This window comes from Brevibacillus sp. DP1.3A (genome assembly GCF_013284245.2).
GTDB lineage: Bacteria > Bacillota > Bacilli > Brevibacillales > Brevibacillaceae > Brevibacillus.
The window spans coordinates 2945254-2970766 of the sequence record NZ_CP085876.1 but is presented as its reverse complement, the minus strand read 5'-3'; the positions used below and the strand labels follow the sequence as shown (position 1 = coordinate 2970766).

Sequence of the window (25513 nt, the reverse complement as noted above, 5' to 3'; positions counted from 1 at the left end):
TCCTCCTACGTTACGCTTTAGTAGACGGAGTGTAGTATTGTGGAGAGGTTAGATTTGGACACTCTGTCATACGACAAAACTTTTTCAGTGGTATTTCTATCACCTGCGCTTTCAACAAAAGAGCCGCCCGGTTCTTTCCCCGAGCGGCTTAACGCCTTTCACGTCTTCTTGTTAGGAACCTAAGAACTCGTCACTGTATAGCTCCCTTGTTAATCCGTTTACTATATTTAAGCGTGTACGGATACGTCCCTATCCTTTGCAATATCCCCCAGACTGTAGTACCAACCTCTGCTGAATCGCTTGATTTGTTTTGTTAAAACTACATACTTTCAGAATATTATTTAATTTCAACTCATTAGCGAAACTTGATTATGAAAAAGCTCGTTGCTGTTGTTTTTGCTATTGTAATGGTTTGTCCGTAAGTTCTGGCGATACTCCATGGATTAAACGATAGATCATTCGATTAGGAGTCTTTTGTGCCCCTTGCTAGGGGCATTTTTTATTACAACCGATTTACCTCAAAACCACGAATTTTACAGCCTCATCACCGTTTTTCTTATGTTAAATGGCATGCTCTGTACTATGCCTATTCAAGATTCTCCATTTCCATCGTCATCACGATAAAGAGGGTCCCATTGTTTACGAATGAGGCCGTTTCTTTAAATCTCGCTCTTGTATACACTTTAATTGCTCTATGATTAAAGCTAGCAACACTTAAACGTAGATATTTTGGTTCAAATTGCTGTTTGGCAAATTCGATCCCAGCCTGTAAAAATGAAAAGCCAATCCCTTTCCCTGTCATATCTGGTTTCATTCCGAGCCCGATATCCAACACGTTCTCGCCCTTGTAAAGATTTTGCTTTCGAGCTTCTGGGACTTGAGCATTGAGCCCAAAACAGAAGAATCCGGTAAGCTGACCATGATTATCTTGAACTGAATAATAGGTTCCGTCTAATAGTTCCTGAAATGTTTCTGGACTATTTTCAAAGTCATAAAAAGAATATTCCTGCGGATATTGCCAAGTTGCGACTTGCTCTGCATCCGTAATTGTCATCAAATGAACGTTCATTTATTCCCCTCCAAAAAACCTTTACACTCAGTTCGTTTTTCATAAAGCTATCCCCTGCTACAAGATAAACCGTGTCATTTTCCATGACTACTACCATGATAGGGAGTTGCGTTCAAGAGATATGAATAGGCAATCTTCTGTTTTTTGTGTGTAAATATTTACCAATTCATTCAATTTGAGTATAATTACTTTTAGTTCGTGTATTTAGAATTTGATCAGAAATGATCCTAAGGAGTGTACTAGGTATGAAAAAACAGCTTCTCTCTATTTCGATGCTCGCTTTACTCCTCTCTGGCGCACCTGTATATGCTTCCGCTTCTACCAATGCTCAAGTTCAAGGTGAAGCAGACACAGTAACCATGGAGCAACAAAAACAAGAACAACAATTCACCAAATATTACTACCTTACTCCTGGACAGTTAAGTCCAAAAGAAGCGATTTATCTAAAGAAAGGGCAGGAGCTCCGTATCAGTCCAAAAGGTACCTTTGCGAATTACACAGTCTATAATGCTCAAAATAAACAGATTTGGAGCGGTACGACAGGAATCATTATTAAGGCTGATGCGGACGGGTATCGCTACGTACAATTTCAAGCTCCCTATTCCTACCAGGATCAAAATGTTATCGTAGCTACTTTTACGATTCAATAAAACATGAATAGCTTTTAGCCCGTCTTGATTGTGAAGACGGGCTTTATGCATATTTGCATCGCTCATTCTTCCCGTGAAAAGTCGAATAGCCACTTTTTCCTTTTCCGTAAGAGTGAGGTGGAACGAAGCTTGCATTCCATCTTGGTGACCTTCCTAAATACTGATCTACATACATTTTCAAGATAGTAGTACATTTGGCCAATCAGAAGGGTAATTCATTTCGTACGCTATCTTAGATCGTCATCAGGAGGGGATGTCACTTGAAAAGGAAAAAATCTAAGTCTAAGCGATTTAAGAAAGTGAATGGTCAATTGGTTGAATTTCTTCCTAGCTTTCAAGAATGTATAAACGAATGTAGACGTGTAAGTCCGCCTCACGAAGATTGTGAAACGTTATGTCTCCCATATCTAGACTCAAGAAGAGTACGATTGGATATAGAGTGTTACGAACGTTGCCGCCGCTGGAGATCTCACGGGATTTGTGATCACATTTGTCAGGTGCCTTATTGACCCAATAAGTTTTATGAAATAGAAAAATGTCTCTTTTCTGTAACGACCTTCATATATTGTACCTTTATAATGCACTTACAAACAACTTTACCCCATATACGAAGAGAGAGGAAACCAACATGAATCTCAAAAAAATCATCGTCGGCATCATGCTTACATCCGTCTTAGTGATGGGCATCATCTTTGCTCTTAACAATGGCAAAGTAGAACACTCTGCACAGCCTGTTGCACAGGAAAACGAAAAAACTGAACTTTACACTAACTCTCAGGCAAATTTCAGCTTTAAGCCGCCAACTTCTTGGAACGGGCACTACAAGGTGAACCAATATGCAGGTGTAGATGCTGACAAAATTCTGCCATCAGCCAAGCATGTAGTGCAATTCGATTATACGACGAAGGATGGCCAAGGTTCTGAAACGCTTCTAATGATCTCCGTTTTCATGAAACCTGATTGGACTCGCCTCTCTAGCGAGGAAGGGACGCCCGTAGGGACATCCATTGCAGAATCAAATGACATGGTGTATGTCTATACAACGCCACAGTCCAATCCGTTTGATTCCCAATCTGAAGACGGCAAGCTTTTTGACCAACTGTATGGTGATTTGAAAATAAATGAATCTTTCGCACTTCTAAAATAAGATTGTTACAATTCACGGATTGACGAACAGTAAACCCTCGAACAGGTCCCAAAAAGTAATGAAGCTGGGAAAACATTTCGTTTCTCCCAGCTTCTCCTTCAGTATTTGTTCTGACAGGCTTTAAGGAAAGTGACTAGGAGATTACCCGCCACTTTTGAAAGGTTAGGTCCTCAGGTCACAATCCGGAACGCGACATATACCATTATCAAATCCACGATAGGAAACCATTTTTCCTCAAATGGGAAGTCAAAACCAACTTTTCGAATAACCCCATCTTTTGCATCGATCGTATGGTTATTGTTTTTTCAGCAACATGCTACCAATCTCGTCTAGGAGCATTTCCTTTCCAATTGGGCCAAAGGCTTTGATGTTGAATGTTTCATTGGTCACCTCATAGAGATGTCCTTGTTGAACTGCCTTGTTGCTTTTCCATACTGGACTCTTTTTCAGTTCTGCATATATATCATCCGCTTTTCCGCCGAAATTGACGAGGAACATATGGTCTGGCTGAAAATTCGTCAGTCCTTCCAGCTCGATCATTTCCATTGTTTTATCCGTTGGTGTTCCAGCTGCCGGCTTGAGGCCGAGATCAGTGAACAAGATATCTGCATATCCATAGTTTCCGTACACGCGGAACAATTTTGGGGTTACGGCCAGGAACATAAAGGTCTGGTCGCCGTACGCTTGCTTGAGTTGCTCGCGCATCCCTTTCGTCTTCTCGTCATAGCCAGCCAGCCATTTGTTCACGTCCTCTTCTTGTCCAAACAGGCGGCCTATTTCTTTAAACTTATCACGCCATTTATCCATGTCTGTCTCCAGAACGACAGTCGGGGCAATTTTGGATAGTTGATCGTACATCTTTTGCTGGCGGTTATTCATAATAATCAGGTCTGGCTTTGTTTCTACCACAGCTTCCAGATTGATAGAGTCATCCCACATCCAGCCAACCGTTTTTACATCTGTCAGCTTATCCGCTACGTGGGACATGATTTTTGTCTTGTATGTATTTGCCGTCGCAACCGGCTTGTGTCCCAAAATTAATAGCTCCTCCGCTGCTCCCGATACGTCTGCAATCCGCTTTGGTTCCGCCGGGATTGTCACTTCCCCCATCAGATGCTTAACTACGCGTGTCTCAGACTTCTTGGGTGCTTCCGAAGCCGTTTGGCTGCTTCCGCAACCTGCCGATACGGCAGTGACCACTGCAACCAAGCAGGCCAGTACGATTCGTGTTCCTTTTTTCATACGCTCATTTCTCCTTGTCATGTGATGTTTGGTGTGAAGTTTCTTTTTGATAATGATTATCATTATAAGTGACAGAGAAGATAATCACATATTTTATCCTATATGTCAATGTTTTTTATATTTTTTGTGTATATAAAGAAAAGAGATTGCCCCATGTTACAGATTGGGGAATCCTCTAGATCAACCAAGCTATTGATTACTCCTTCCCCTTCTCACAAGTAATGTTTTGTAAAGTTCAATCGAAATGAAACAGCAAAATAACGAAAAGAATAGTCATTATAATTTGAAATAGGTCTCTTATTTGAGACGATGGAAAACTTTTCTTTTTATAGTGGAGGGAGCGCATTATGCACAAGGTAGTTGAACCAAAAATTCTTTACTTTGGGACGCCAGTTGTACTCATCAGCACATTAAATGAGGACAATTCTGTCAACCTTGCCCCTATGTCTTCTGCATGGTGGCTTAATCAATCATGCATGCTTGGAATGAGTAGCTCATCTCAAACCGTTACCAATTTGTTGCGCGAACGCGAATGTGTTTTGAATCTTCCTTCGTCTGATCTTGCTCATGCGGTGGACTGTCTGGCTCACTAACTGGACGAAATCCTGTCCCGGAGCGCAAGGCTAATGTGGGATACCGATTTGAACCGGATAAATTCGGAACGGCTAGGCTCACCCCCCAAAATTCGGACCTGATTCGGCCTCCACGCGTTGCGGAGTGCCCGGTTCAATTAGAGGCAGTGGTAGAACAAGTCCATAATTTTGAACTGCCCAGCTCTTTAAAAGCAATTGAAGTAAAGATAATACGTGTTCATGTTGATGAACACATCCTAATGACTGGCGAGAAGAACTACATCGATCCTGAGAAGTGGAGCCCGCTAATTATGAACTTCTGTGAATTTTTTGGCCTTAGCCCCAAGCTGCACCCGTCAAGATTAGCCCCAGTTTTTGGTCCCGCTCCAAGTTCCGTTAGCATATCGAATTAAATATCATTGGCGTGCTGTAGAGCCCTTCAATCTAAAATATTTCATGAAGCTTGGCAGCCTGCTCGTCTGCAGCCCATGGGCATACGTCGGGTACTCCTGGTTTCCCTACTTCAATTGGAACCAAAGGAGCAATATCGATATTTTGGCAATAAACGCCGCCTTTCCCGTCGAGTTGGTTGCTTACAGCACACCAGACGATCGTCGCGGCTCCTTCCGGTACGGTTTTGCGTTCCTCCGTCAATTCGCTAAACGTCCGCCATCCCTGCACGTCAATCACCCCCAGAAGCGCTCAATTCTTCATTGGACAAATGGCGGGAGAGCTCCGTGACGATGGTACCGGGGTGTACGGATTTTCTTGAGTGGCATGTCTGTTCTTCTGAGATGGTTCAAAAAACGGATACGGCCTATATCTTCCTCGTCGTACATTCGTTTTTGTCCGCCGCCTCTCGTCGGCGAAGCAAGCAATCCGATTTTCTCGTAATATCGTAGGGTATCCGTAGAAACTCCTGTCCGCTCTGCAAATTCGGAAATCGAATACGTCCGTTCTTCGTTCATGAATGCCTCCTTACTGGCTCATCTTTCCCTGCCGTCATAACCATACTCCTTAGAGTAAGCTCCAAGTCAAGGTATTCCTAACTCTCTTTCTTATAGGAATTTCAGGAATTAGAACTGGAGATCGATACATTAAGACAACCATTTAACGGAGCCTTATTTTAAAAAACTGTACAAAAATAGCTGTTCACTCAGGCTATTTTTGTACAGTTTGATATTTATGTACATATTAAATTTTGCTTGTAATGTATGGTACAAATGAATTGGGATTGTTTTTTATCATGTACCTATTGTTTTATAGAGCTACTTTAGATTCGAAAATGTAACGGCCGTCGGATAACGACTTATCTACCTGTTCGAACAGCATCGGTGAAATAAGCTTGAGGTCACCTCCATACAAAAAAGTCCCCAATTGCTTTAAGCAAATTGGGGTACACAAGAAGTAATACGTGAATAAAAAAGTGGTCATCTATATAGTAAGTTATCACCTCAATACTTCCTACAAGTATATATAGGTATGCATACCTTCTCTTGCCACAAAAAAATAGCGCAGACTCATCTGCACAGATTAAGTCGTACGCCATATCCCCAAGAGAATCTACACTAGATATCCTATTACATTACTTTTATCGGTTTGATTGGGCGGCTATTTCATGTATAAATATTGGTAAATAGTTTGTAATACTTCCTTATGTGCAAATAAAATGAGAACGTGCAATAATGTCTAGTTTCTTATTATTTTGGTTCTGTTGTTCTTTTAGCTGTTCTAAAATTTGATTCGTCATCTCTGCGTGAGAAATAAAGCCCTCCCCGGAATGAAGGAGGACTTTTTATCAAGCGAGACTAATCCAAAATGTACTCGGCCAATACGCTCTGTATGTGATAAATATTCAAGTTCTTGTTAAATTGTTTTTGGATCGGTACTGCACTTCCAGAAACCCAAATTTTTAATTCCGCATCCAAATCAAAATTTCCAGCTGTTTCAATGCTAAAATGATGAATACTTTTATAAGGAATGGAATGGTACTCTGTCTTTCTACCAGTAATGCCTTGCTTATCAACCAGTATTAACCGCTTGTTGGTGAAGATGAACATATCACGAATTAATTTGTACGCCTTTTCTATGCTCTCATTGTTCGCTAAGATTTGAGCATACTCCTTTTGAACATCTGCAATGTTAACTTCCGAAGCATTACCCATTAGACCGTCTAACAAGCCCACATTAAAGTCCCCCTATTCGAATAATTGATTAATCATATTCTCCAAACAGATTAAATTTCCTACTGAAGTGGTTACAACATGAATTAGTTCTCGATATCGATGCAATCAAGCCTCTTGTGACTTGCTCCAATACGCTTCAACTGTATATGACATTGCAAGTATGATTAGGGTAGTAATCGTTATACTGTTCAAGGGTTTTCTCAAAAGTTGCTGTTACATCAGGAAGTAGTTCCTTTATTGAATCCCACCCTATGAAAGTGAGATTTATTGGCATTCTACTAACCTAGTAATGGCATCCCAAAACATATAGGGTAGCTGTCACCACTCGCAAATAATTGTAATAAACTGTAAAAAACCTTGGAGTGATGAATATTTGAAAGTGTATGGTAGACATCCCTTTGATACGTCATCAAGTGTCTGATCTCTAAGGACTGTGGACCTGATCATCCCAGTTCGAAAGGCTTGGTATTTAATGGTATTGATTGGGGCACATACCTTCTTCGCCCCCGGTTTGTTGGTGACCGCCCCCTGTATGCTAATATGGTCCTGGTCCAAGGAAGGGATGAGTTCTATACTGAGTACGCTCACGTTAGACCATCTACCACTTTACAGAAAGGGATGTTTATCCCAAGTGGACAATTCCTTGGCACTGTAGACTTTTCAGGCGTGACAACAGGACTTAATCTTCATGTTGGACGGTATACTCGTGGTGATGTTGCCACTTGGTATAATAGGCCAACTTGTGATTGGACTATAGAAGGGGTCCGTCCTATCCGTCGTTTGGGACGTATTCGTCCTTAGCGTCCTGGACTTCACTTTTAGCCGTCCATTATAGGAACGGCTATTTGTGTTTCTACTTAATAACTATTGTGATACAAATAGTTTATTGTCAAATAATTCAAAGGCTAGTGATTAACTAACTTCCCTAAATAAACGATATATTGAGGTGGCACGCATGAAAGAAATCCAAGGAAATGAAATTGCCAAAATAGGCAAACTCGATAATGAAACCCTACAAGAAATTGTTAAATTTCAGCAGCATGCTGCAAAGCTTCTGCAAGTAAAGTTGGACGATCAGCCCCATGATATTGTCAAAGTCATCACCGAGTGGGTACGCGAACTGAAATCAAACAAGCAAACACTTGAAAATGACGACTGTATCGCACTTGGTGTACTACTTGGCGAGCAGTATGTTCGTGCTTTCCGCTGGCATTGGGGGACAGTAAATGATAGTAGTGCTGCAGTGCTCAATGCTGACAATTCGATTGCAATCCAGCCAATCTTTTGGGTCGATGAAGTGGTGACAAACAGAGAAGGAACTAACTTCATGCTCAATTTCAATATGGTTGCAGACGGAAATATGCCCATCTGCCCCCCTAACACGGCAATGTGGTTCCACTAAATCTACTTTTCACAATACACATCGTGTTAAGTACCGAACTTGAAAATGCTCATCTGGGCCGCGTCTGCGGAACATGTTCTTGGCTTTCGATCAGTTTTAAAACTCCATGAAAATCGCTTAATGTCAACTGTTTCACCTACTGTTGTATCAAATGACATCAAATCATTTCATCTTTTTGTGGGTGATTTGTGGGTGCGTTATGCATGTAGAAATTATGCTGCTTAGAGCCCTTCAATCTTAAATATTTTATGAAGAAAACTCGTCTCCTTAAAAATAGGGACGGGTTTTCTATTTCTTGAACACAATATGAACATTTTCATTGAATGTTCCTTTGATTTGAATTTATTCCTTTTACTGTTTTGCTCAAATCATCGAAATGTAATATATTCCTAAGAGAAATTATCCATTTTTAACAGTTCAAGGTTTTATGGATTTTGTAAAGAGATACAGTAAGTTTTTTGTAAGTATGGGTCTAATCACTGCCGTTTTATTTTCTGGGCAAAACATTAGTTTAGCTGAAGATCAACAAACCAATAAGGACCTTATTCCAACTATGACTGACTTTGATAAACCAGGCCCTATTATTATTAGTGAAAGCGCACATTATGGAAGCGGTGGACGGAATGACTATGGCTGGAAAGCATTTGACGATTCTGTTGATTTTAGCCACTTAGATTTTTGGTACGTTTATGCAACAACTCCCCCTGAAGGAGGACATTTTTTAAAAATTGACTTCGGTCCTTCCGAAAAAAAGAAAGTTAATACCATGACTATAACCCCTTTATTTCATAATGACTCTCTACAGTCACTTATAAAAGACTGGAAATTTTATGGTTCAAATGATGGTTTGACATGGTCTCTTGTTACTGAAGGTACATTTGAAAATGATAGAACTCCAATAACAGTAGAAACGAATAATGACAAATATTTTAGGTTTTATCGTATTAATGTACTAAATAGTTATTATGATCCGTCTGGTAGTTCTGTAGGAATCATGGAAATAGAGATGACAGGCGATACAATCACAAGTACTGATCCTGAGCCAAAGCCTGAGCCAGAACCAACCGGTGACAACGCTCTACTGGTTATTAAAATGATCAGTGGTCTCGAGAAAGAGTTCGAATTAACTGCAACCGAAGTTCAAGACTTCATCGACTGGTATAATGGCCGTGCAGATGGTAGAGGAAAAGAAACATACATGTTCGATAAGGACTTTAACAAAGGGCCATTTACTGCTCGCAAAGATTATGTGGCTTTCAGTAAGATTCAATCGTTTGAAGTGGTGGAATATACCAAATAACATGACGAGGCACCTCCTCTTAAACAGGGAGGTGCCTCTTTTTATTCATAGGTTAGCAATCTCTTCGATACATTTGGGTCGTCATTCTTTGGACTTCCGACCTTTGCAGGTATAGCTAGCTCCCTTTACTCAGGCCAATCACACCGCTTCTCCATAATCCTGGGCGGTTGAAATAGAACTTATATTGGAGGACAAAAGCATGACACAGAAAAAAATGCTGATGTTGATTGTGGTGCTGCTGATCGGCGCCGCCTATTTCTTTGGACTTGTGCCAATAGAGGAAAAAACAGTCAGCAACGGGAACGTAGACCATACGATTGTTTTTCCTTCTGATCGATATCCTCAGACTGCAAAGCATATCAAAGAAGCGATTGCCTCTGGGAAGTCAGCTATATGCACAATTGACCGCGATGGAGCAGATGAAAATCGCCAAGATTCTCTCAAGGGCATTCCTACAAAAAAGGGATATGATCGAGATGAATGGCCTATGGCCATGTGCGCTGAGGGAGGCACGGGAGCACATATCGAATACATATCGCCTTCAGATAATCGAGGAGCTGGATCGTGGATATCCAATCAATTAGAGGATTATCCAAACGGAACAAAAGTTGAAATCGTGGTCAAATAAAGTATTTGTTTCGTGTACCCGCAAATTCCGGATACGAATAGACATTTACAGTAAAAAAACCGTCTCCTAAAAAAACAGGGACGGTTTTTTTACTAGCCAGCTAGAATAAAATCAACAAACACTGGTGATCGACGCATGCCGCTCTTTGTCCAAATTCGCATTTTGAGACGTGCTTTTATTTGCGGCTGCAAGTAATCGTAACAGTACGATAATTGCCAAGGATAATCTGATTTGGGAAATCAGGGTTTAATGCAAATAGTTTTCCGACACCAACCATATCAACTGCTCCACTTTCGATTGCTTCATTCATACCTTCTTCGGAACGGAAACCACCTGTTACGACCAATGGTGCTTGTTTAATTGTTAAATTTTTACTTTCGTCGGTTTCGTCGGATTTCGTCGCGGCCATCACAGCGCTCCTGGTTTTCTGCCAGCTCCATCTGTTCCGGTCTATCTTCAAAGAAACGTATTGATCCAGTCAGAACCAACGGAGTCGGATCGAGCTGCCATTGTTGTATGTCAACGATTTCGACGAGACAAAGTGAGGAGAGTTTCAAAGGGGTTTTACATAAATTTTTGAAATGTAAATACTTACTCAATGACTCAAGAAGGCAGACATACACACATTTTTCAGGATTTCCATTTCTGACATATTCACCCTAAGGAAGAAAATCATATCCTATCTGGAATGTCGGACACTCTGGCCAACCTGTTCAGACACATATGGTTGAAACTGCTTAGTGAAAAGGAGTTGAGAAGTTGTCTCGTTCAGTGAAAAGCACCTTCAACAGCTCTATTAAAATTGATGTCCTGATCCCAGCTATTGAGAAAGACCTTGGCACTCTTCCGTATGTCATTGACAGTATCCGTAAGCAAGTGAAGCATCCGGTTGGTAGGATCATGGTTGTATCGCCACCAAGCAAACGAATCCAAGCCCTTTGCCGGCATAAAAACTGCACCTTCATCAATGAAAAACGCGTCCTACCGATTACCAAAAAAGACATTCACTACCAAACCAAACGCACCAATCGCTCAGGCTGGCTGCTCCAACAATTGTTGAAGCTGGCGGGAGGAAACTTGACCAAGCAAAGGTATTATCTTGTGATTGACGCCGACACCATTCTCATTCGACCTCATGTGTTTCTCGTCAATGGGAAAACCGTTTTTTACTGCCGTAACTGGAGTCGTCCCGAGTATTTTCGCACCTACAAGAAATTAATGGGGACCAAGCCAACCGCTTCGCGCTCTTTCGTTGCCCACTATATGCTGTTCGACAAATCGAAGCTCTCCCGGCTGAAGTCTAAAATTGAGGCTAGGCATAAGACTAGATGGTACTGGGCGATTATCAAGAAAACCAACAAGCAGAGTTATGCCGGCTTCTCCGAGTTCGAAACTTACGGTAACTTCGTGAAAGCTCACTACCCCGGTCATCTGGTTGTAAGAAGTTCTCTTAACAAAAGCTTATCTTCAAAACCAGCATCACTTACTCGTAAACGAATCATCAGACTCGCCCAGAATTACAGGTCCATCTCCTTTCATAAACGCGGCTGGTATATCCGGAAGAAGCGCGTGAGAAAATGAAGTGCTGCCGAGTCCAACTGCTTGTGATGTAAGATAGTCTCCAGACCTTGCCTGAATGTGTCTGCGGCAATCTTGGATTCGTTACAGGTGTATGCGGTATCCGGATCGCTTCAGATGTGTATGCCCACATCTCAAAGAAAATTGAATTAGATAACATGAACAAGTTTGAAAGTTACATGGAAAGTCGTGGGCAAAAATGTTAAACCCTGAAAAAATCAAAATTGCCCACCAAATAAAAAACCCCTCGTACCTACAGGCACAAGGGGTTTCGCTTATTAGTAAGCAGTCGTGTAATGCTCGCGCTTCCAATCGCGATCGCGTGGGGGGAACATTTTCTTGGCTTTCAATCGGTTTTAATACTCCCTAGAAATCGCATAAAATCAACTGTTTCACCTACTGTTATTTCAAATGACATCAAATCAATTCATCGTTCAGCATCCCAGTAATAATTCGGATTCGGTTACGGAACCCCTTACCGTAATGGCGAATTTTCATACCAGCCTTAATATCTGCATGGTAAAAAATGATCTTCAACGCGATTCCGGACCGAGCTGTACCCACTTGATCAGGGCGCAGGTGCGGTGTTCCGGTTTGATCCAGAAAGGATGCGATTAGTCAATTGATCGTGTTTTCTTCGTGCTGGTCCTGCAAATCCCAGCGATCGGCACCGCCTTTCCACCAACAAGAATTTGTGATGTTGACCACATATTGGCTAGATACTGCTTTTTCTTCTCCACATCGGTGATCAAGTTCCCTTCCGAATCGTAAAGAATCAAATCGTACAGAGCGAGTTCCTTAAACAGCACTTTCGGATTCTTGAAGTATTCCTGTACATCTACTTTACCAGTGACAGCCTTATTAATCGTGTCCAATACAAGCGCTGAACCTCCTTGTCGAAGGTAAGTAATCTCTTCCTCGTCGTATACTTCAACCAACATGGTCTTAGTATTCTTGGTGGCATCCGTCACTGTGTAGTAGCGAATGATGGTAATTAGCTTTCGCCTTAACTGTGGTGTCATACACAGAATACAGTCGTCAGCTTTGAACTTAGTGATGCATATCTGACCGTCCTCGTCGAAGTAGTAGTATTCGAATACCTCTCCATCGATTGAAGCGTCCTCGATAATGTCATAGGACAAGCTCTCTTCATCGTTAGTCATCAGGACAGCTTGCACCTTTTTAACGTATTCTTCCACGTCTGCTCCTGCCTCATTGGCAGAATACCGAATAGGGTTACTGGCAATGTATGAAGTACCGAAGTCGATAATTTTCCGAGCAAAAGTTAAGACGATTTTGTTATTCGGCTTGCCCTTTTCCGTGCTTTATTCCAGATGATCCATTTGATATTCAGTCTAAATTGAGTCTCTCTTTTTTTCTTTCCATCTGTACCATATAAAATTAACCAAAAAAACTACTACCAACTGAATCAAAAAAACTATGTTATCATTTTCACCATTATAAAAGAACCTAAAAACTAAAAGACTTGATAGAGCAAAAATCCCCAGAAAAACAACTGCTATACGTAGAATTGTAAACACAAATATTAGCAATTGTTTCATAATTCCTCCCTTTTACTTACTTCTTTTTTAAATCCGCCATGGATTGCCATTCTGTGTTCCCAAGATAATGATCTCCAACTAAATACCCTTCAATGTATGCAACAGATCCAGTTAACCCTGAATTTATTCCAAAAGATTGGGTCCCAGTCGTATAATTTTTAGGTGTAAATTTATATTCTTTTATTACCCCGATTGTTCCTCCTACTGCTCCATAAGTAGTTACATATAGTGTAGGTTTAGAATATACGGAACTTGTCCCAGAGTTAGCATAGATTGTACCTTCAATCTTTCCGCCTATTGCATCCAATCCAAGAAAGAGGTCATTTACCCAAACAGAGCCTGAAGCTTTTGCTTCATTAGAGTACTTACTACCACTACCGTACCACGTTTGTTCTTGCCAGTATTTTGCCATGGATTTTTGATCGTTTACACTTTCGATGTTGTGTCCTTTTCCTTTCAGCTTTTCCACGTATTCATTAATGTCGCCCTCAATAACTGTCGTGGTGACGGTAATTTCCACATCACCTTCATCAAATACTTCTACACCTTCTTGAATATTATTCTCCTGTAACAGTTGAACGCTAATCGGATTATTTACAGAACCTTCTTTAGCATATACTGATGGTGAAACGGCGGATAATACGAACGCCGACAAAATAAACAAGGATGAAATTTTCTTCATAAAACTCACTCTCCAATTTATGTTTTTTCATAAATCTTTCCAAACGAAAGTATCATACATCCTTTTCCAATTTCAATATTAATTTAAATTTTTTAACAATATTTATTTTTGTTACCATTTTGAGATAGAATTAGTGTTTTTGTTTTTGTATCATGTTTGTTTATATATTTTTATCTTCCAAGGGATTACATTGAACCGACTGATAAGAAACTGGCGGAACACCTTACTTTTAATTTGATTAGCCGTATAAGAAGGATTCATTTGCCAATACAAGGCAGCTAGTCCTGTTACGTGAGGAGTTGCACAAGAAGTACCAGTAAATAATCCGTACTCCTTAGAAATATCATAATGATTAATCCCATTTCTATTGGCGCTTGAAGGAATGGTTGTCATTACATTATGACCAGGAGCAGACACATCCAATTCAGGACCACGACTTGCATATACGGCAGGTTCTTTATTAGCCTTTAGACACCCTACAGATAATACAAAATCGTATCTTGCTGGATAAATCATATTGTCATTCATTGCCCTGCCTACATTTCCTTCATTACCCGCACCACAAATTATTAGAATATCATGAATCGATGCAGCATCTCGAAAAGCGATCCTACGGCTTTCCACATCTACAATTCCACCAAAGCTGCAATTAATAATTTTTACTCCTTGGCTAACCAACCACTCTATCGCTTCGATTTGAGCTGCTACGTCCACACCATTTCCAGTTTCGGGGGTAATTTTTACACAATAAAGAGACGCTCCAGGAGCAATTCCCACATAACCTTTATCATTGTTACGCGCGCCAATAATTCCTGCAACTGATGTTCCGTGACCCAGGTAGTCAGACTCTGGTGGCGTTGTATATCCATAGACTGCTCCATAAGCGTTATAGCGGCCTGCATATACAATGTCCTCATGATTTGCGAAACCTGAGTCCATAATGCCCACTTTTACACCTGCACCCGTGTATCCTTTAGAAACGAATTCTGGTAAGCCAATTAATGCAGATGGCCATTCTGGTGGGTTTTGTGCCATTAAGGGCTGGTCTTCAATATTCTCCTCCACCGCGAGAATGCCTAGGTCATTTCTTAACGAAACAAGTACACTTTCATCTGGATCACTAATAATAAAGGTACGAGGTAAATTTTTGAGTTCTTTCTGTACTTTTGCTCCGTGCTTAATTAGCTTTTGCATGTTACTTTCATGTACTTCTTTTAGTGTCGCTCTCTTAAATGTTTTCTCCTTAAACGAGACCAAGTAAATTTTCTCTCCATAAATTTTCTCTCCTTTGATTTGTGAATGATCTGATCAGATGGCAAACAGAAAAGCCACCCGGCGTTCTGAAGTGCACCCCTTAAAGTAGACATTGGAAAAACCCCTGTGGTTTACCGATGAACTTTAGGGGGTGCATTTTTTTATGGCAGCTAAAGGGCAAAAGTTTATGAGCTATCCAGAAACACTGAAAAGGGAAGCCATACGTTTACATCTTGAGGAAAAATGGACGTATAAACGAATTACAGAACATCTGGGAATTCTGGACAAAGATCGTGTGAGAAAGTGGATGAGAAAGTATAGACAGCTTGGAGAGTTTGGACTCCTAGATCAACGTGGACGTCGGGAGACGTATATTGACCAGGACCGTCATGTTCAAAAATTAAAGCGTGAAAATGAAATCCTAAAAAAGTGTTTGGAAATCTGGGTACGGGAGGTGTAAGGAAGAAATATCACATGGTGGAGACATTGTCTTCAATCTTCATGGTAACTGAGATTTGTAAGGCTTTAGGTGTCTCGAGAAGCGGATATTATAAATACCTCTCCACTAGAAAACAGAACAAGGACAAAGCTTTGAAAGAGAAAATCAACATGATCTATAAGCAAAGGAAAGGAATTTACGGCTACCGCAGAATTCAAGCAGAACTAGTACGCCAGTATGGTTGTAAAGTAAACCATAAAAAAGTGTTACGGTTGATGCAAAATCTGGGGATTAAAGCAGTTATTCGCCGGAAACGTGCCCATATCACCACTTTTCAAGCCATTGTTTCCGATGGACGTGTAGCCGAGAACATGCTAAATCGTAATTTCGTTGCTCAGAGACCAAATCAAAAATGGGTAACTGACGTTACCCAATATCGAATCGGAGATGAACGCATCTATCTCTCAGCAATTAAAGATTTGTGTACGCGCGAAATTGTTGCCTATCATATCAGCTCTCGAAACGACAATGCGCTTGTTCTTCAGACTTTCAAGAAAGCATTTAAAACACAAAAAGACGTGACTGGTGTGATCGTTCACAGCGATCAGGGTCACCAGTACACGTCTCATGCATACCACGACATGCTGCCTACGGTTGGCGCCAAAATCAGCATGTCACGACGAGGCAATTGCCTAGACAACTCCTCGATGGAGAGCTTCTTTTCTCATTTGAAAACCGAAGCTCTATATCCCTATGATATACGAGATGTACAAGATGCTCAAAGAAGAATTGAGGAATATATCCATTTTTACAACGAAGAACGTCTTCAACTGAAATTAAAAAAACTGACGCCTAGTGAATTTAGACGTCAGTTAGCGGCCTAACGGCCGGGGTTTTTCTTACTGTCTACGAAATGGGGTCTTGACCATTCCGAGTGGCTTATTTCTTATTTGCTTGTCTCCATTTTATCAAAGAGTCATGTTAGCTCTCATAATTATACTATACTGTAAATTTGCGTAATTAATTGTCAGCCTAGTAAGCTCATCTTATTAATCTTGTTTTGCAAAAGAAAAAGCACCGCGTGGGTGCTTATTTTTCCCCTGCAATTTCCCTAAGATCCACACCAACTACTGCACTAGAGTTATCGCCCCTAGTTACAGCTTCTCTTGGTACTATTATTGGATGAGTCCAGGGACCCTCCTGTTCCAACCTAGCAGTACAACTGCCACTATCAATGAATTGACCTAATCCAGCCCAAGCAGTGTAAACAGTTACGTATCCTTTTAACATTGAAATCCCCCCTCAATTCCATTTTGGAGTAAATGAGATGGATTGTCTATACTCCCCCCACTTACTACGGCAGAAGACTCTGCCGCGATCCACTCCTTACACCGTTGCGGTCACGGCAACCCGGGAGGTTTGGGCTATGAGCTGCCACGATTGCACACACGCAGCAACCATGAGTGAAGTATAAATAATGAGAGTTACCGGACAAGGGGCGAGGGGCCGAAGCCGTATGTCTCGCATGTGATCCCCTGTCCGGTAAATCCCAGCAGAGTAATTCACGATTTTCCAAAGCTCCGAGAGGGGTTCCCAAAACTTGAAAACCGCTGTAATGCATACAATGAAAAACAATAATTGTATGGTTCCCTGCTACGATCATCGCAAGACTAGCGCGTTCAGGCTCAGATTGTCCCCCTCTCGTAAGGTCACATTCGTCATCACCCATAGATTCGCTCAGGTACGCCATTGATAAGGGATAGACGGTATCTCCCAAGAGCAGATGTTGCTTGCTCTTGACTCAAGATTACCGATTCCACCATTTCAAATCATCCTGCCTTTTATCCTTGATTTTGTCAAGGTTTTGTCCCACTTTTTGTCGGGTTTTTGCTCTGTAATAAAGAAAAAAACCACTAAAAAGTGGTTTTCGAATTCAGCTATCGATCCCGTTAGTTGAACGGTTTGGTTGAACTTAGTAGTTGATTTTGTTGGTCTAATCGCTTTAATGCGTCATTGACTACTTCTTTTGAAAAGTTTTCCACAATTACTTGATTCTCTATTAAGAAAACATTATCGTCCATGTTCCGCTCAATGTAATCCAACAATCCAGCCTTAGTGCAAAGGGAACACCATCTCTTGTCACCTTCACTAAAGGTGACTGTGACCTCAATATGTTCTAAAGATTCTTCACTTGAATCTTGAATCGTATCGTCAAATGTCCAGTTAACTAATACTGGTACACTACTCCCGTCAGGTACGAAATAATACTTTCTATACCATCTTGCTCGGTTATTGTCACCAACAACCCTTATCTGTTCTTTTGCTTCGTCCTCTGCTAAAACTTCGTAATGCTTACCACGTGTCAGAGCGTCAAAATAAAGACCCACATCATTGCAAATTACTATCGTTCTTTTGTTGTCTGCCACCTTCGTTCACACCACCTGTTTCCCAATGACAATATATCAATATATAAAAATCATTATACATTAATGTTGTGCTAAACTGCCTGTTAGCGGAACGAACGTTATGAAAATAGAACAGCACTCAGATCATCCCTAGTGCCGTAGCAATTTGCATGATTGCCTCTTCCTTTTTTCTGTAGAATTGGTCTTTTGTCAGACCTAAGTCCAGATATACATTGATGTCCTTCACTCTAGCCGCGCTGAGATACTTCTCTTCGAAGATCTGTCGCTCTACCTCATCGAGCGAATACTCGAGTGCTCTCTCGATCTGCTTCGCTTTCAATTCGTTCTGCGTCTCTGAAAGCTGCAACCGAGGGAATAATTGCTCGATGCCCTTCTCCTCTTGCTCCTTCTTGTTCTGAACAGCAACACAGAGGGCTTTGTATGATTTCCATTCTTTCACAGCAGCCTTCCTGACTTCTCTCTCATTAACTGGTTGCAGAAATGACAGTTGTTCTTGTACCTGTGCGCTCATCTTTCTAATTCCCCCTCGTTGTTAGCCCATGATATAATTAGTTTAGGCGAACATATATACGGGCTCCCATTTGGGGGCTTCTTTTTTGTCCCACACCCCTTCTGCTACGGTTAGGTGCGGAAGGAGGTGATTAACATGACCAAGCATCTGTATTTCTACGTAAGTTTCGCGGATGCAGCTCGTCTCAATCTAGAGTTAATTCAGCTCGGCTATAGGAACTACTATCTACAACCGCCTGAACACCTGGTTGCTTTTGTGTTCCATCCGGTTACTGAAGTCAGTACGCCATCTTGAGACAACTGTTTGATGCGGATAGTCCGTTCCCCGGACTATTCAGCAAATATCACCGGTATATTCATCCGATTAGCCAGCTCATAAAATCCCCTAATTCAACAGGGTTTCTGGAGATTCGCTCAGCACTGAGGCAGATGATCTTGCTTACCACCCCTTTTCTAGGTCCGCGATTAATTGGGTCAGTTCCGAGCGATCCGGGTCAATCGCCTTCACGTCCAATTTCATGTACACCTTATGAGCTTCATTTTGGACAAGTGGCATGCATGACCCATCTCCCGAAATATTTCGTTAAATTTTTCGACTTGAGGAGAAACGTTCTAATTTGTCTGTCGTCTTACTAATTATGTATGGTATTACATGTAAACAGAAAGGAAATGACACTCTGTTATGAAAAAAAAATATGTGCTGCTTTCTTCTCTGATTTTATGTTCATTGCTTGGTACGGAGGCTTATGCAGGTTCACAACAAGAAACGGCTGCACCTTCTCCTTCCTCAGTAATTATTCCAACTAGTAGCAAAGATAAACACGGCAATACTATTGAAAAATCAATGGCCTATGTGAAAACTCTACAAGTGAAAAACGGAAAATTAGTAGTTTCGCTTGACTATGTTCAATGGTTTTTCGGTGAGGAAGCAGTTAAAGCTTATCGTCAAGATCATCCATTAGTGAAAGAGACCTATCCAGCACCATATTACATTCGAAATAGTAACCCTAAAATTAGAACGTTTGAAATTTCTCCAAAAGCTTCGTTTACTCTTCAAACCAACTCTACCAAAGATGGGGATTTACATTGGAATGAATCAGTAAACGCCGATACTTTTAGCAAGTTTGTACAATCCAAAGGAATTCCTTATCAGCTACCTTTCCACATTGAAGTAACAAATGGGGTCATCACAAAAATTACAGAGCAGTACGTCCCCTAATTATTAGCAGCACTCCCTATTTGGGATGCTGCTTTTCATTTTTTCTCTTGTGATAAATTGCCTGCAGTAGTTCTGGGTTCAAATTGTTCAGTCTGTGAGCTCTAATTATTGAATTCCCCCATTTTTTTAACTCATGTAAATTAGTCCAAGCATTATCTCTTTACCTTCATATGCTGATCCTACGAAACGTAAATAAGCGTAGAAGGTGAAAGCATGAAAAAAAAATCATCCAAGATTTTGAAAAAAAGAGGTGTAAAACGTACTAAAATCATCACCCTAAGTCAGAAAAATGTACGTATAACAGATAGTCTCGGAAATGGCTTTTGGCGCCACAGTTTTACGCCCATCGAGATTAGGCCATATTCATATCAAAATATTGCCTTGATACCAGCACCAGAAGGTACTAGGAGGGTTATCAGTGCTGGATGGCTCATTGAACAAAATGAACCTGTATATGTGCTTCAAAATTACCCATATGGACTAGATAGATGGTTTATGCGTATCTATAACCCAACTGGCTTTTTTAGAAGAGTATTAACTTTTGTAATAACTAAATCGCCATAAAAGGAATTTGATGGACACGCAGTTGTGCAATTGCTTCGGTTTCGTCAGAACCCTTGATATAGCGAGAAAACATTTTCGACTCCTGTCTTCTTGCAGGAGTTTTTCTTTTTTCGCTAGCAAAATTATGTCTGCTACACTTCATTCCATCCTCCCCTTCTCTCAAGTAATATTGTGTTAAATACTTTGGCTCCGCTGCCTGCCCACACTTAACGCAAAACAGCTTTTCTTCTCCGTCAATCCACCACATGTGCTCGCACACAATTTCACTTCCCCGCATCGATATTTTTACATAATTTGTAATTAATGGTATATTATATTTAGAACATTTAGACAGGGGGTGATACATATGAAAAAGTTGCTTGCTGTTGTTTTCACTGTAATGATTGTAGCTTCTGTTCCGGTTGCTGCTTCTGCTTCCGCTTCCCCGTTGGGCTGGGGGGTTTGCCCTCCGTGGATTACTCTTTGCAGTAGAGGATAATTGCTATTTTCATAGAGAACGAGGGCGATCATGCTCTCGTTTTCTTACTTTCTCTTATGTTAAACAGCTTCTAACAACTCCGGATTTTCGTAAAGTTTCCTATGATTATGTCATATTCACAATCACTTTGATGCTTCCAGTAAGCTAAAGGGTCTGCACTCTCATGAACTCACTTCACTTCGCCAAGCACTCTCTCCGGACTTTGCAAAATATCATCCTCGTAAATCTATTGATTAGAGGATCATTTGCTTTTCTCACTTTTGCTCAAAATGTCGTCCACTTGTCTACTATTCGACAATATCTCCTAAAGCAATGAGAATGGACATCATATATAGTGGAATATATTGGTATTATCATAGAAAGGTTGATGCTAATGTTTAAGTGTACGTTGTGTTAAATAAACCCTAAAAATTCCTGACCATACCTTCCTAAACGATCCAAACGCCAAACCACTAAGGTATCAGAAGGACGAACAAATCGAAAAACATCTTCCAATCCTTGCCTTTTATCTTTTGCACCACTAGTTTTATCGGTAAATATTTCCTCACAACCACTTTATAACAAGCTTTGCACCAGAATTAAAATACTATTAGAAAAGAGGTTATTATGAAAAAATTCTCATTAATTTTGTTTGCGATATTCATGCTTCAGCTCTCCATTGTCTCAGCGGCGTCTGCAAAGAGTACGCTCAAAGTTGGTGAAACACTCGAAAAAGGTCAAGTGTTAACCTCGAATAATGGTATATATTCCCTCATCATGCAGAACGATGGAAATCTCGTACTTTATAAGAATTTCAATAATTCCACAACGTCTCTCTGGGCTTCAGGCACTGCTAAATTTCATGCTGATTATATTGATCCAGCTACTGGTTATTATAAATCATATTATCCCGAATATTTAGGATTCGCCAAAACTCTTAATTTCCCAGTAGCTCTTGGTTTACAAGAAAGGGGAAAAGGCTATACTATATGGAGATTTGCTCCCGAAGATTGGGCTCCACGCCATTACGGAAAAAGTAATGTGCCAGCTGACCTCACTGGCGACATTCTAGTTGTTCAAGATGACGGTAATACAGTTGTTTATAACACAAAGCACGCTGATAAAGGCTGGTATCCTGTCTGGGCTACAAATACTTACGGGAAATAAGATTATAATGAGAGAGCCGCTTACTGTGGCTCTTTTTTTTGTCAAGCCAAGTGTCACTCCCCGTCCGTCGCCGTATAGAAGAGAGAGACTTCTTTTGGGAGTAATTAAATTCAAAGCGAACGCAATTATTGGTCCCGTTAATAAAATTGCTCCAAACATAAACTCCTCTTCCCAAGGGTTTATCTATTCCAGCAGACACATGTCGAAATTTCGTTCCGTTAGGCAAAACAAGTGATGCATTACTTCCATTCGCTACTGCTTCCACTTCAACAAGTAACTTATTCGCCCACCTTTTCTTAAGTAATGTTTTGTAAAGAACATCCTCTCCCACTGCGCCTGCAGTTTTTTACGTCCATTTTTGACGATTGCAAGCACTCGTCTAGTCAAGAGGTAAATTTTGTTAATAAGTTATCTTAGATCGTTATAAAGGGGGAAGTACCTCATGAAAAAGAAGAAATCTGTTTCTAAGAAATTCAAGAAAGTAAAAGGTCAATTGGTGCAATATCAACCATATGAATCATATGGGCAATATGAATCATCTAGGCAATATCAATCACGAGCTAGACGTTGTTTCCCGTGTTGCTGGGATGATGACTGCGGTTTATGTTGCCCTACCCGCCCACCAGTATGACCATCCTCTAAGATACCGCGATCGTTTTCTTAAAAGAGAATGTCCAAGTATAATCCCAACACTAATTTTGGACTTCATGGACACTCCTTCATTATTCAAGGAGTGTCTTTTTTATTTATCAAATCGTGTGTTGTGTATCGTAAGAGTTCCATTTGTTTTTTGGATCACTGGTGAAACCAGCGACTTATTATTTCGTACATTCAACCATAGACCAAATGAATGGTGGTATACCGTGGACACTATGAGCTTGCTTAAAATTCTCTTTCCAATTGTTGTTGTGTCTATCATCCTGTTTTTGTTCTGGAAACAAGAAAGCTTGAAAAAAAGTGGTACGCGGATCGCCGTGCCTTGTACTTTAAAAAGAAAAGAAATACAAATCTCACGTAACGGTATATCTCCTCAAATGAAAAACTACCTGATGGTTTTTGAAGATGACTTTGGTAACAATATCGAAGTTGAAATCCGAAACAAAAGAACATTTAATACACTAATCGAGGGTAACTCTGGAGAGCTAATTTACATTTCCACCAAGCCTAGCATAAGCAATCAATTTGTTGATTTTACAAAGAAGAATCACTCTTAACATAGTTACCGCTGTGTTAAGTGACCGCTCTTCCCGAGAACAAACACCTTTCCTTCTTCCGTTTGCAGCCAGGCTCTCAACTTCTTGGTCCCGTTCAGAGTTTTGGTTACACCGAAGCCCTTCATGGTGTCGAGCATGATCTCTACATTGCCGATCCCTTCGATCCGAACCTCGAACCACTTTACTCCGAACACGTCATTGCAGGTTATGCCCAGGATGTTCATGGTCGGACTTGTCATACAATCCCCACCGCCTCGCATTCGCCCTCGCAGTCCTCGTCGCTGAATAGAGCCAGAACGTGCTCTGGATAGCCGTTTTTCCGAAGCAATTCCCGGTACTCTGAATCGTCTGAGCTGACAGACAGGTGACCATGCAATCTTTCGGGAAAGTATTGCTTCGCATCTTCCAACGCTTGCTCGGGTGTTTCCGCTGACAAGGTAATCACCTGCTCGACTGTTCCTGATAGACCCTTGATCTTGTAAACTGTCATGGCTATTTGCCTCCCTAACTATTAAGTTAAAAAATCCGTGTCACCCAATCTGTTAATATGATTGAAACTATTTGTTAACTTGTCCGTCTACGTTATAAAAGAAACTGATTGGAGATGTGGACAAATGCCATATATCAACCTTCAAATTACAAAAGGTACAACCCGTGATCAAAAGGCTCAGATTGTGAAAGAGTTCACTGAAACTCTTGTTAACGTTCTTGGCAAAAAACCTGAACATACTCACATCGTTATTGAAGAAATTGATGATGAAAATTGGGGGTTCTCCGGCATTCTTACTGACGACTTCAGAAAACAATAGGTAGTTTTCAACCGCCCGGCTATTGCCGGGTTTTTTCATTCTAATGATGGTCAATATACCAAGTACACATTTTGTAAATTTGCTTGTTCAAGGGAAAAAAGCGGTTTAAACTTCAAAAAAATCCCACATTTAAAAACAAAGGCATATGGTGATGAACATTGAATAAAAGGCAACGAAAAAAGTTACATAAACGTCTGTTGGAAGACATCTGTTATGAAGGTAGTGTATCTAGCTATTGGAGAGGCGAATTAAAACAAGTGGCCTTCCATGCTGCAAATAACTATTGACCGTAATAACTCAACTTATCTTCCTAAATACCTTCATCAAGAAATTAAGCTGCATAACCTAAACTTTTGTCTTGAAAAACAACCCTATCGACAAATTGATATCCTTAGTCACTATCCAGATAGTTATGTGATTTTTTGTATCTCCCCCTCTGAGTTTCCTTCGGTTCGACAAATATCAATGAACAATCCAGATTTAATGTAATGCGACATTGATTATCAAATTGAGCAAATTGAGGAGAACCTTGTATGGACGTTGGTCAAAAAGATAGTCAAACATATACAAAACAGGACCTAATCGATTTTATTCAAAGATCGCTCGCTGAGTTAGAAAACAATCCAGATTGGGAAAATATCTCCCTAAATCATTTTCTCGAATCAATGGCTGCTTGGCTTGAAACCCCAATGTCGCCAGACATCCCTTCTTGGGAAGCCTTCGCAAAAATCTTATATGCTGCGAAATACTACGAGTAGTTTGAAGAAGTACATAACACTCTGAGCATTTTGCATCTATCCGCTATATGCCGGGCAGCGAGAAGATTGTCTGCTGCCCCACTTGATCAGCTGCCACTGGATTGATCCAGATAACTTCTGTTCTGATGCGACCCATTTCCGCCAATGCTTTAGGCAAATGTTGTATAAATCATTATCGTAACCACTTAGTATCACAGGTCCCGGATGTTCTTCTAATGCGTCGAGCAATTCAATATGGTCAGCATCCGTCATCTCTTTCTTGTACAAACGTTTGCTCCTTGTTGATAACAAATAAGGTGGATCCGCATAAATCAAAACGCTTGGATTTTTATAACGTTCAATCAAGTGCAAAGCTGGCTGTTGTTCTATTTGGATGATCACGGATAACTTTGAACAGATTTACCACCTCTCCATCAAGGTCATTGATCGTTTCAAGAGCGGATGATTCTTTGTTGAAAAATACTGCTCCGGATCCGAAGTATGGTTCCAAATATGTGGTATGTTCTGGCATATGCTCGATGATCCAGTCAGCCATGCTCCATTTGCTGCCGGGGTAATGTAGGATGCGTGGGCATTTCAGTCCCGTTCCCTCCCTCCTGTTTATCTCGCTGAGCAAGAGGAAATATTACTATCCTGTTGCTTGCTATTTCTTACATGCTCAGTTAAATTTCAGAAAAG

The 25513-nt window shown here is 40.7% G+C and carries 32 protein-coding genes and 2 pseudogenes; 18 read left to right on the top strand and 16 right to left on the bottom strand.

Annotation, left to right across the window (positions count from 1 at the left end; genetic code table 11):
* Positions 1 to 586: 586 nt before the first annotated feature.
* The gene (locus tag HP399_RS13960) at positions 587 to 1069 is read right to left on the bottom strand and encodes a GNAT family N-acetyltransferase (protein ID WP_173621375.1); all 483 of its coding nucleotides are present in this window, start codon (positions 1067 to 1069) and stop codon (positions 587 to 589) included.
* A 245-nt stretch (positions 1070 to 1314) separates the two neighbouring features.
* Here HP399_RS13960 and HP399_RS13955 point away from each other — a divergent pair, with 245 nt between their 5' ends.
* Positions 1315 to 1719, top strand: a complete 405-nt coding sequence (locus tag HP399_RS13955) for a hypothetical protein (protein WP_007718996.1) — start codon at positions 1315 to 1317, stop codon at positions 1717 to 1719.
* Between the two features lie 628 nt (positions 1720 to 2347).
* Positions 2348 to 2866, top strand: a complete 519-nt coding sequence (locus tag HP399_RS13950) for a hypothetical protein (protein WP_173621376.1) — start codon at positions 2348 to 2350, stop codon at positions 2864 to 2866.
* 294 nt (positions 2867 to 3160) lie between these two features.
* Here the strand turns inward: HP399_RS13950 and HP399_RS13945 are convergent, their stop codons facing one another.
* Positions 3161 to 4108, bottom strand: a complete 948-nt coding sequence (locus tag HP399_RS13945) for an ABC transporter substrate-binding protein (protein ID WP_173621377.1) — start codon at positions 4106 to 4108, stop codon at positions 3161 to 3163.
* Positions 4109 to 4455: 347 nt separating this feature from the next.
* Between HP399_RS13945 and HP399_RS13940 the strand changes: the two are divergent.
* A pseudogene (locus HP399_RS13940) lies at positions 4456 to 5093 on the top strand (flavin reductase family protein).
* Positions 5094 to 5124: 31 nt separating this feature from the next.
* On the opposite strand, the gene HP399_RS13935 reads toward HP399_RS13940, so the two are convergent.
* The 3 genes from HP399_RS13935 to HP399_RS13925 all read right to left on the bottom strand — a co-directional run bounded on the left by HP399_RS13935 (position 5125) and on the right by HP399_RS13925 (position 6866).
* The gene (locus HP399_RS13935) at positions 5125 to 5361 is read right to left on the bottom strand and encodes a hypothetical protein (RefSeq protein ID WP_228088519.1); all 237 of its coding nucleotides are present in this window, start codon (positions 5359 to 5361) and stop codon (positions 5125 to 5127) included.
* A 29-nt stretch (positions 5362 to 5390) separates the two neighbouring features.
* Positions 5391 to 5648: a MerR family transcriptional regulator gene (locus HP399_RS13930; protein ID WP_228088518.1), complete on the bottom strand. Its 258-nt coding sequence runs from the start codon at positions 5646 to 5648 to the stop codon at positions 5391 to 5393.
* An 840-nt stretch (positions 5649 to 6488) separates the two neighbouring features.
* The gene (locus HP399_RS13925) at positions 6489 to 6866 is read right to left on the bottom strand and encodes a PH domain-containing protein (protein WP_173621378.1); all 378 of its coding nucleotides are present in this window, start codon (positions 6864 to 6866) and stop codon (positions 6489 to 6491) included.
* A gap of 462 nt (positions 6867 to 7328) precedes the next feature.
* Here HP399_RS13925 and HP399_RS31150 point away from each other — a divergent pair, with 462 nt between their 5' ends.
* The 4 genes from HP399_RS31150 to HP399_RS13910 all read left to right on the top strand — a co-directional run bounded on the left by HP399_RS31150 (position 7329) and on the right by HP399_RS13910 (position 10196).
* Positions 7329 to 7667, top strand: coding sequence for a M23 family metallopeptidase (locus tag HP399_RS31150; protein WP_370642720.1), 339 nt, complete (start codon positions 7329 to 7331; stop codon positions 7665 to 7667).
* A 154-nt stretch (positions 7668 to 7821) separates the two neighbouring features.
* Positions 7822 to 8268 (top strand): hypothetical protein, encoded by a 447-nt coding sequence (locus tag HP399_RS13920; protein WP_173621379.1) that lies wholly within the window; start codon positions 7822 to 7824, stop codon positions 8266 to 8268.
* A 427-nt stretch (positions 8269 to 8695) separates the two neighbouring features.
* A complete protein-coding gene (locus tag HP399_RS13915) occupies positions 8696 to 9568 on the top strand; it encodes a discoidin domain-containing protein (RefSeq protein WP_228088517.1) in 873 nt (290 codons plus the stop codon).
* Between the two features lie 199 nt (positions 9569 to 9767).
* Positions 9768 to 10196 (top strand): NucA/NucB deoxyribonuclease domain-containing protein, encoded by a 429-nt coding sequence (locus tag HP399_RS13910; protein ID WP_173621380.1) that lies wholly within the window; start codon positions 9768 to 9770, stop codon positions 10194 to 10196.
* A gap of 175 nt (positions 10197 to 10371) precedes the next feature.
* Here HP399_RS13910 and HP399_RS31000 read toward each other — a convergent pair whose 3' ends face one another.
* Positions 10372 to 10605: a hypothetical protein gene (locus tag HP399_RS31000; protein ID WP_255654145.1), complete on the bottom strand. Its 234-nt coding sequence runs from the start codon at positions 10603 to 10605 to the stop codon at positions 10372 to 10374.
* A 350-nt stretch (positions 10606 to 10955) separates the two neighbouring features.
* Here HP399_RS31000 and HP399_RS13900 point away from each other — a divergent pair, with 350 nt between their 5' ends.
* Positions 10956 to 11777: a DUF6492 family protein gene (locus tag HP399_RS13900; RefSeq protein ID WP_173621381.1), complete on the top strand. Its 822-nt coding sequence runs from the start codon at positions 10956 to 10958 to the stop codon at positions 11775 to 11777.
* Positions 11778 to 12388: 611 nt separating this feature from the next.
* Here the strand turns inward: HP399_RS13900 and HP399_RS13895 are convergent.
* From HP399_RS13895 to HP399_RS13885, 3 genes are all read right to left on the bottom strand, one after another.
* A complete protein-coding gene (locus tag HP399_RS13895; RefSeq protein ID WP_255654192.1) occupies positions 12389 to 13042 on the bottom strand; it encodes a phage portal protein in 654 nt (217 codons plus the stop codon).
* 310 nt (positions 13043 to 13352) lie between these two features.
* Positions 13353 to 14018, bottom strand: a complete 666-nt coding sequence (locus tag HP399_RS13890) for a hypothetical protein (RefSeq protein ID WP_173621382.1) — start codon at positions 14016 to 14018, stop codon at positions 13353 to 13355.
* A 150-nt stretch (positions 14019 to 14168) separates the two neighbouring features.
* Entirely contained in the window at positions 14169 to 15275 is a 1107-nt protein-coding gene (locus HP399_RS13885) for a S8 family peptidase (protein WP_173621383.1), read from the bottom strand.
* Between the two features lie 160 nt (positions 15276 to 15435).
* On the opposite strand from HP399_RS13885, the gene HP399_RS13880 reads away from it, so the two are divergent.
* On the top strand, positions 15436 to 15732 hold the full coding sequence (locus HP399_RS13880) for a helix-turn-helix domain-containing protein (protein ID WP_173621503.1): 297 nt from the start codon (positions 15436 to 15438) through the stop codon (positions 15730 to 15732).
* A gap of 14 nt (positions 15733 to 15746) precedes the next feature.
* The gene (locus tag HP399_RS13875) at positions 15747 to 16595 is read left to right on the top strand and encodes an IS3 family transposase (RefSeq protein ID WP_173621502.1); all 849 of its coding nucleotides are present in this window, start codon (positions 15747 to 15749) and stop codon (positions 16593 to 16595) included.
* A 205-nt stretch (positions 16596 to 16800) separates the two neighbouring features.
* Here HP399_RS13875 and HP399_RS13870 read toward each other — a convergent pair whose 3' ends face one another.
* The 3 genes from HP399_RS13870 to HP399_RS13860 form a co-directional block, all read right to left on the bottom strand.
* On the bottom strand, positions 16801 to 17001 hold the full coding sequence (locus HP399_RS13870; RefSeq protein WP_173621436.1) for a hypothetical protein: 201 nt from the start codon (positions 16999 to 17001) through the stop codon (positions 16801 to 16803).
* A gap of 659 nt (positions 17002 to 17660) precedes the next feature.
* On the bottom strand, positions 17661 to 18137 hold the full coding sequence (locus tag HP399_RS13865; RefSeq protein ID WP_173621435.1) for a hypothetical protein: 477 nt from the start codon (positions 18135 to 18137) through the stop codon (positions 17661 to 17663).
* Between the two features lie 118 nt (positions 18138 to 18255).
* Positions 18256 to 18648: an ArpU family phage packaging/lysis transcriptional regulator gene (locus tag HP399_RS13860; protein WP_173621434.1), complete on the bottom strand. Its 393-nt coding sequence runs from the start codon at positions 18646 to 18648 to the stop codon at positions 18256 to 18258.
* Between the two features lie 135 nt (positions 18649 to 18783).
* Here HP399_RS13860 and HP399_RS13855 point away from each other — a divergent pair, with 135 nt between their 5' ends.
* The 4 genes from HP399_RS13855 (at position 18784) to HP399_RS30995 (ending at position 20908) form a co-directional block, all read left to right on the top strand.
* Positions 18784 to 18942 carry a hypothetical protein gene (locus tag HP399_RS13855; RefSeq protein WP_173621433.1) on the top strand — a complete coding sequence of 53 codons (159 nt, stop codon included), beginning with the start codon at positions 18784 to 18786 and terminating at the stop codon, positions 18940 to 18942.
* Between the two features lie 387 nt (positions 18943 to 19329).
* A complete protein-coding gene (locus HP399_RS13850) occupies positions 19330 to 19866 on the top strand; it encodes a hypothetical protein (protein WP_173621432.1) in 537 nt (178 codons plus the stop codon).
* Positions 19867 to 20079: 213 nt separating this feature from the next.
* Positions 20080 to 20430, top strand: a complete 351-nt coding sequence (locus HP399_RS13845) for a hypothetical protein (RefSeq protein ID WP_173621431.1) — start codon at positions 20080 to 20082, stop codon at positions 20428 to 20430.
* 346 nt (positions 20431 to 20776) lie between these two features.
* A complete protein-coding gene (locus HP399_RS30995; RefSeq protein ID WP_255654144.1) occupies positions 20777 to 20908 on the top strand; it encodes a hypothetical protein in 132 nt (43 codons plus the stop codon).
* Between the two features lie 393 nt (positions 20909 to 21301).
* Here the strand turns inward: HP399_RS30995 and HP399_RS13840 are convergent, their stop codons facing one another.
* On the bottom strand, positions 21302 to 21448 hold the full coding sequence (locus HP399_RS13840) for a recombinase family protein (protein WP_173621437.1): 147 nt from the start codon (positions 21446 to 21448) through the stop codon (positions 21302 to 21304).
* A gap of 66 nt (positions 21449 to 21514) precedes the next feature.
* Between HP399_RS13840 and HP399_RS13835 the strand changes: the two genes are divergently transcribed.
* A complete protein-coding gene (locus HP399_RS13835) occupies positions 21515 to 22054 on the top strand; it encodes a hypothetical protein (protein ID WP_173621430.1) in 540 nt (179 codons plus the stop codon).
* A 512-nt stretch (positions 22055 to 22566) separates the two neighbouring features.
* Positions 22567 to 23268 carry a hypothetical protein gene (locus tag HP399_RS13830; RefSeq protein WP_173621429.1) on the top strand — a complete coding sequence of 234 codons (702 nt, stop codon included), beginning with the start codon at positions 22567 to 22569 and terminating at the stop codon, positions 23266 to 23268.
* 5 nt (positions 23269 to 23273) lie between these two features.
* Here the strand turns inward: HP399_RS13830 and HP399_RS13825 are convergent, their stop codons facing one another.
* Both HP399_RS13825 and HP399_RS13820 read right to left on the bottom strand, forming a co-directional pair.
* Positions 23274 to 23507 carry a hypothetical protein gene (locus HP399_RS13825; protein WP_173621428.1) on the bottom strand — a complete coding sequence of 78 codons (234 nt, stop codon included), beginning with the start codon at positions 23505 to 23507 and terminating at the stop codon, positions 23274 to 23276.
* Entirely contained in the window at positions 23504 to 23758 is a 255-nt protein-coding gene (locus HP399_RS13820; RefSeq protein WP_173621427.1) for a hypothetical protein, read from the bottom strand. Before HP399_RS13820 ends, HP399_RS13825 begins: the two co-directional genes overlap by 4 nt.
* 124 nt (positions 23759 to 23882) lie before the next feature.
* Here HP399_RS13820 and HP399_RS13815 point away from each other — a divergent pair, with 124 nt between their 5' ends.
* Together HP399_RS13815 and HP399_RS13810 are read left to right on the top strand one after the other, a co-directional pair.
* Positions 23883 to 24077: a tautomerase family protein gene (locus HP399_RS13815; protein WP_173618869.1), complete on the top strand. Its 195-nt coding sequence runs from the start codon at positions 23883 to 23885 to the stop codon at positions 24075 to 24077.
* A gap of 533 nt (positions 24078 to 24610) precedes the next feature.
* Positions 24611 to 24835 (top strand): DUF7660 family protein, encoded by a 225-nt coding sequence (locus tag HP399_RS13810; protein ID WP_173621426.1) that lies wholly within the window; start codon positions 24611 to 24613, stop codon positions 24833 to 24835.
* A 43-nt stretch (positions 24836 to 24878) separates the two neighbouring features.
* Here the strand turns inward: HP399_RS13810 and HP399_RS13805 are convergent.
* Positions 24879 to 25415: pseudogene (locus HP399_RS13805) on the bottom strand (DNA adenine methylase).
* Between the last annotated feature and the right edge of the window lie 98 nt (positions 25416 to 25513).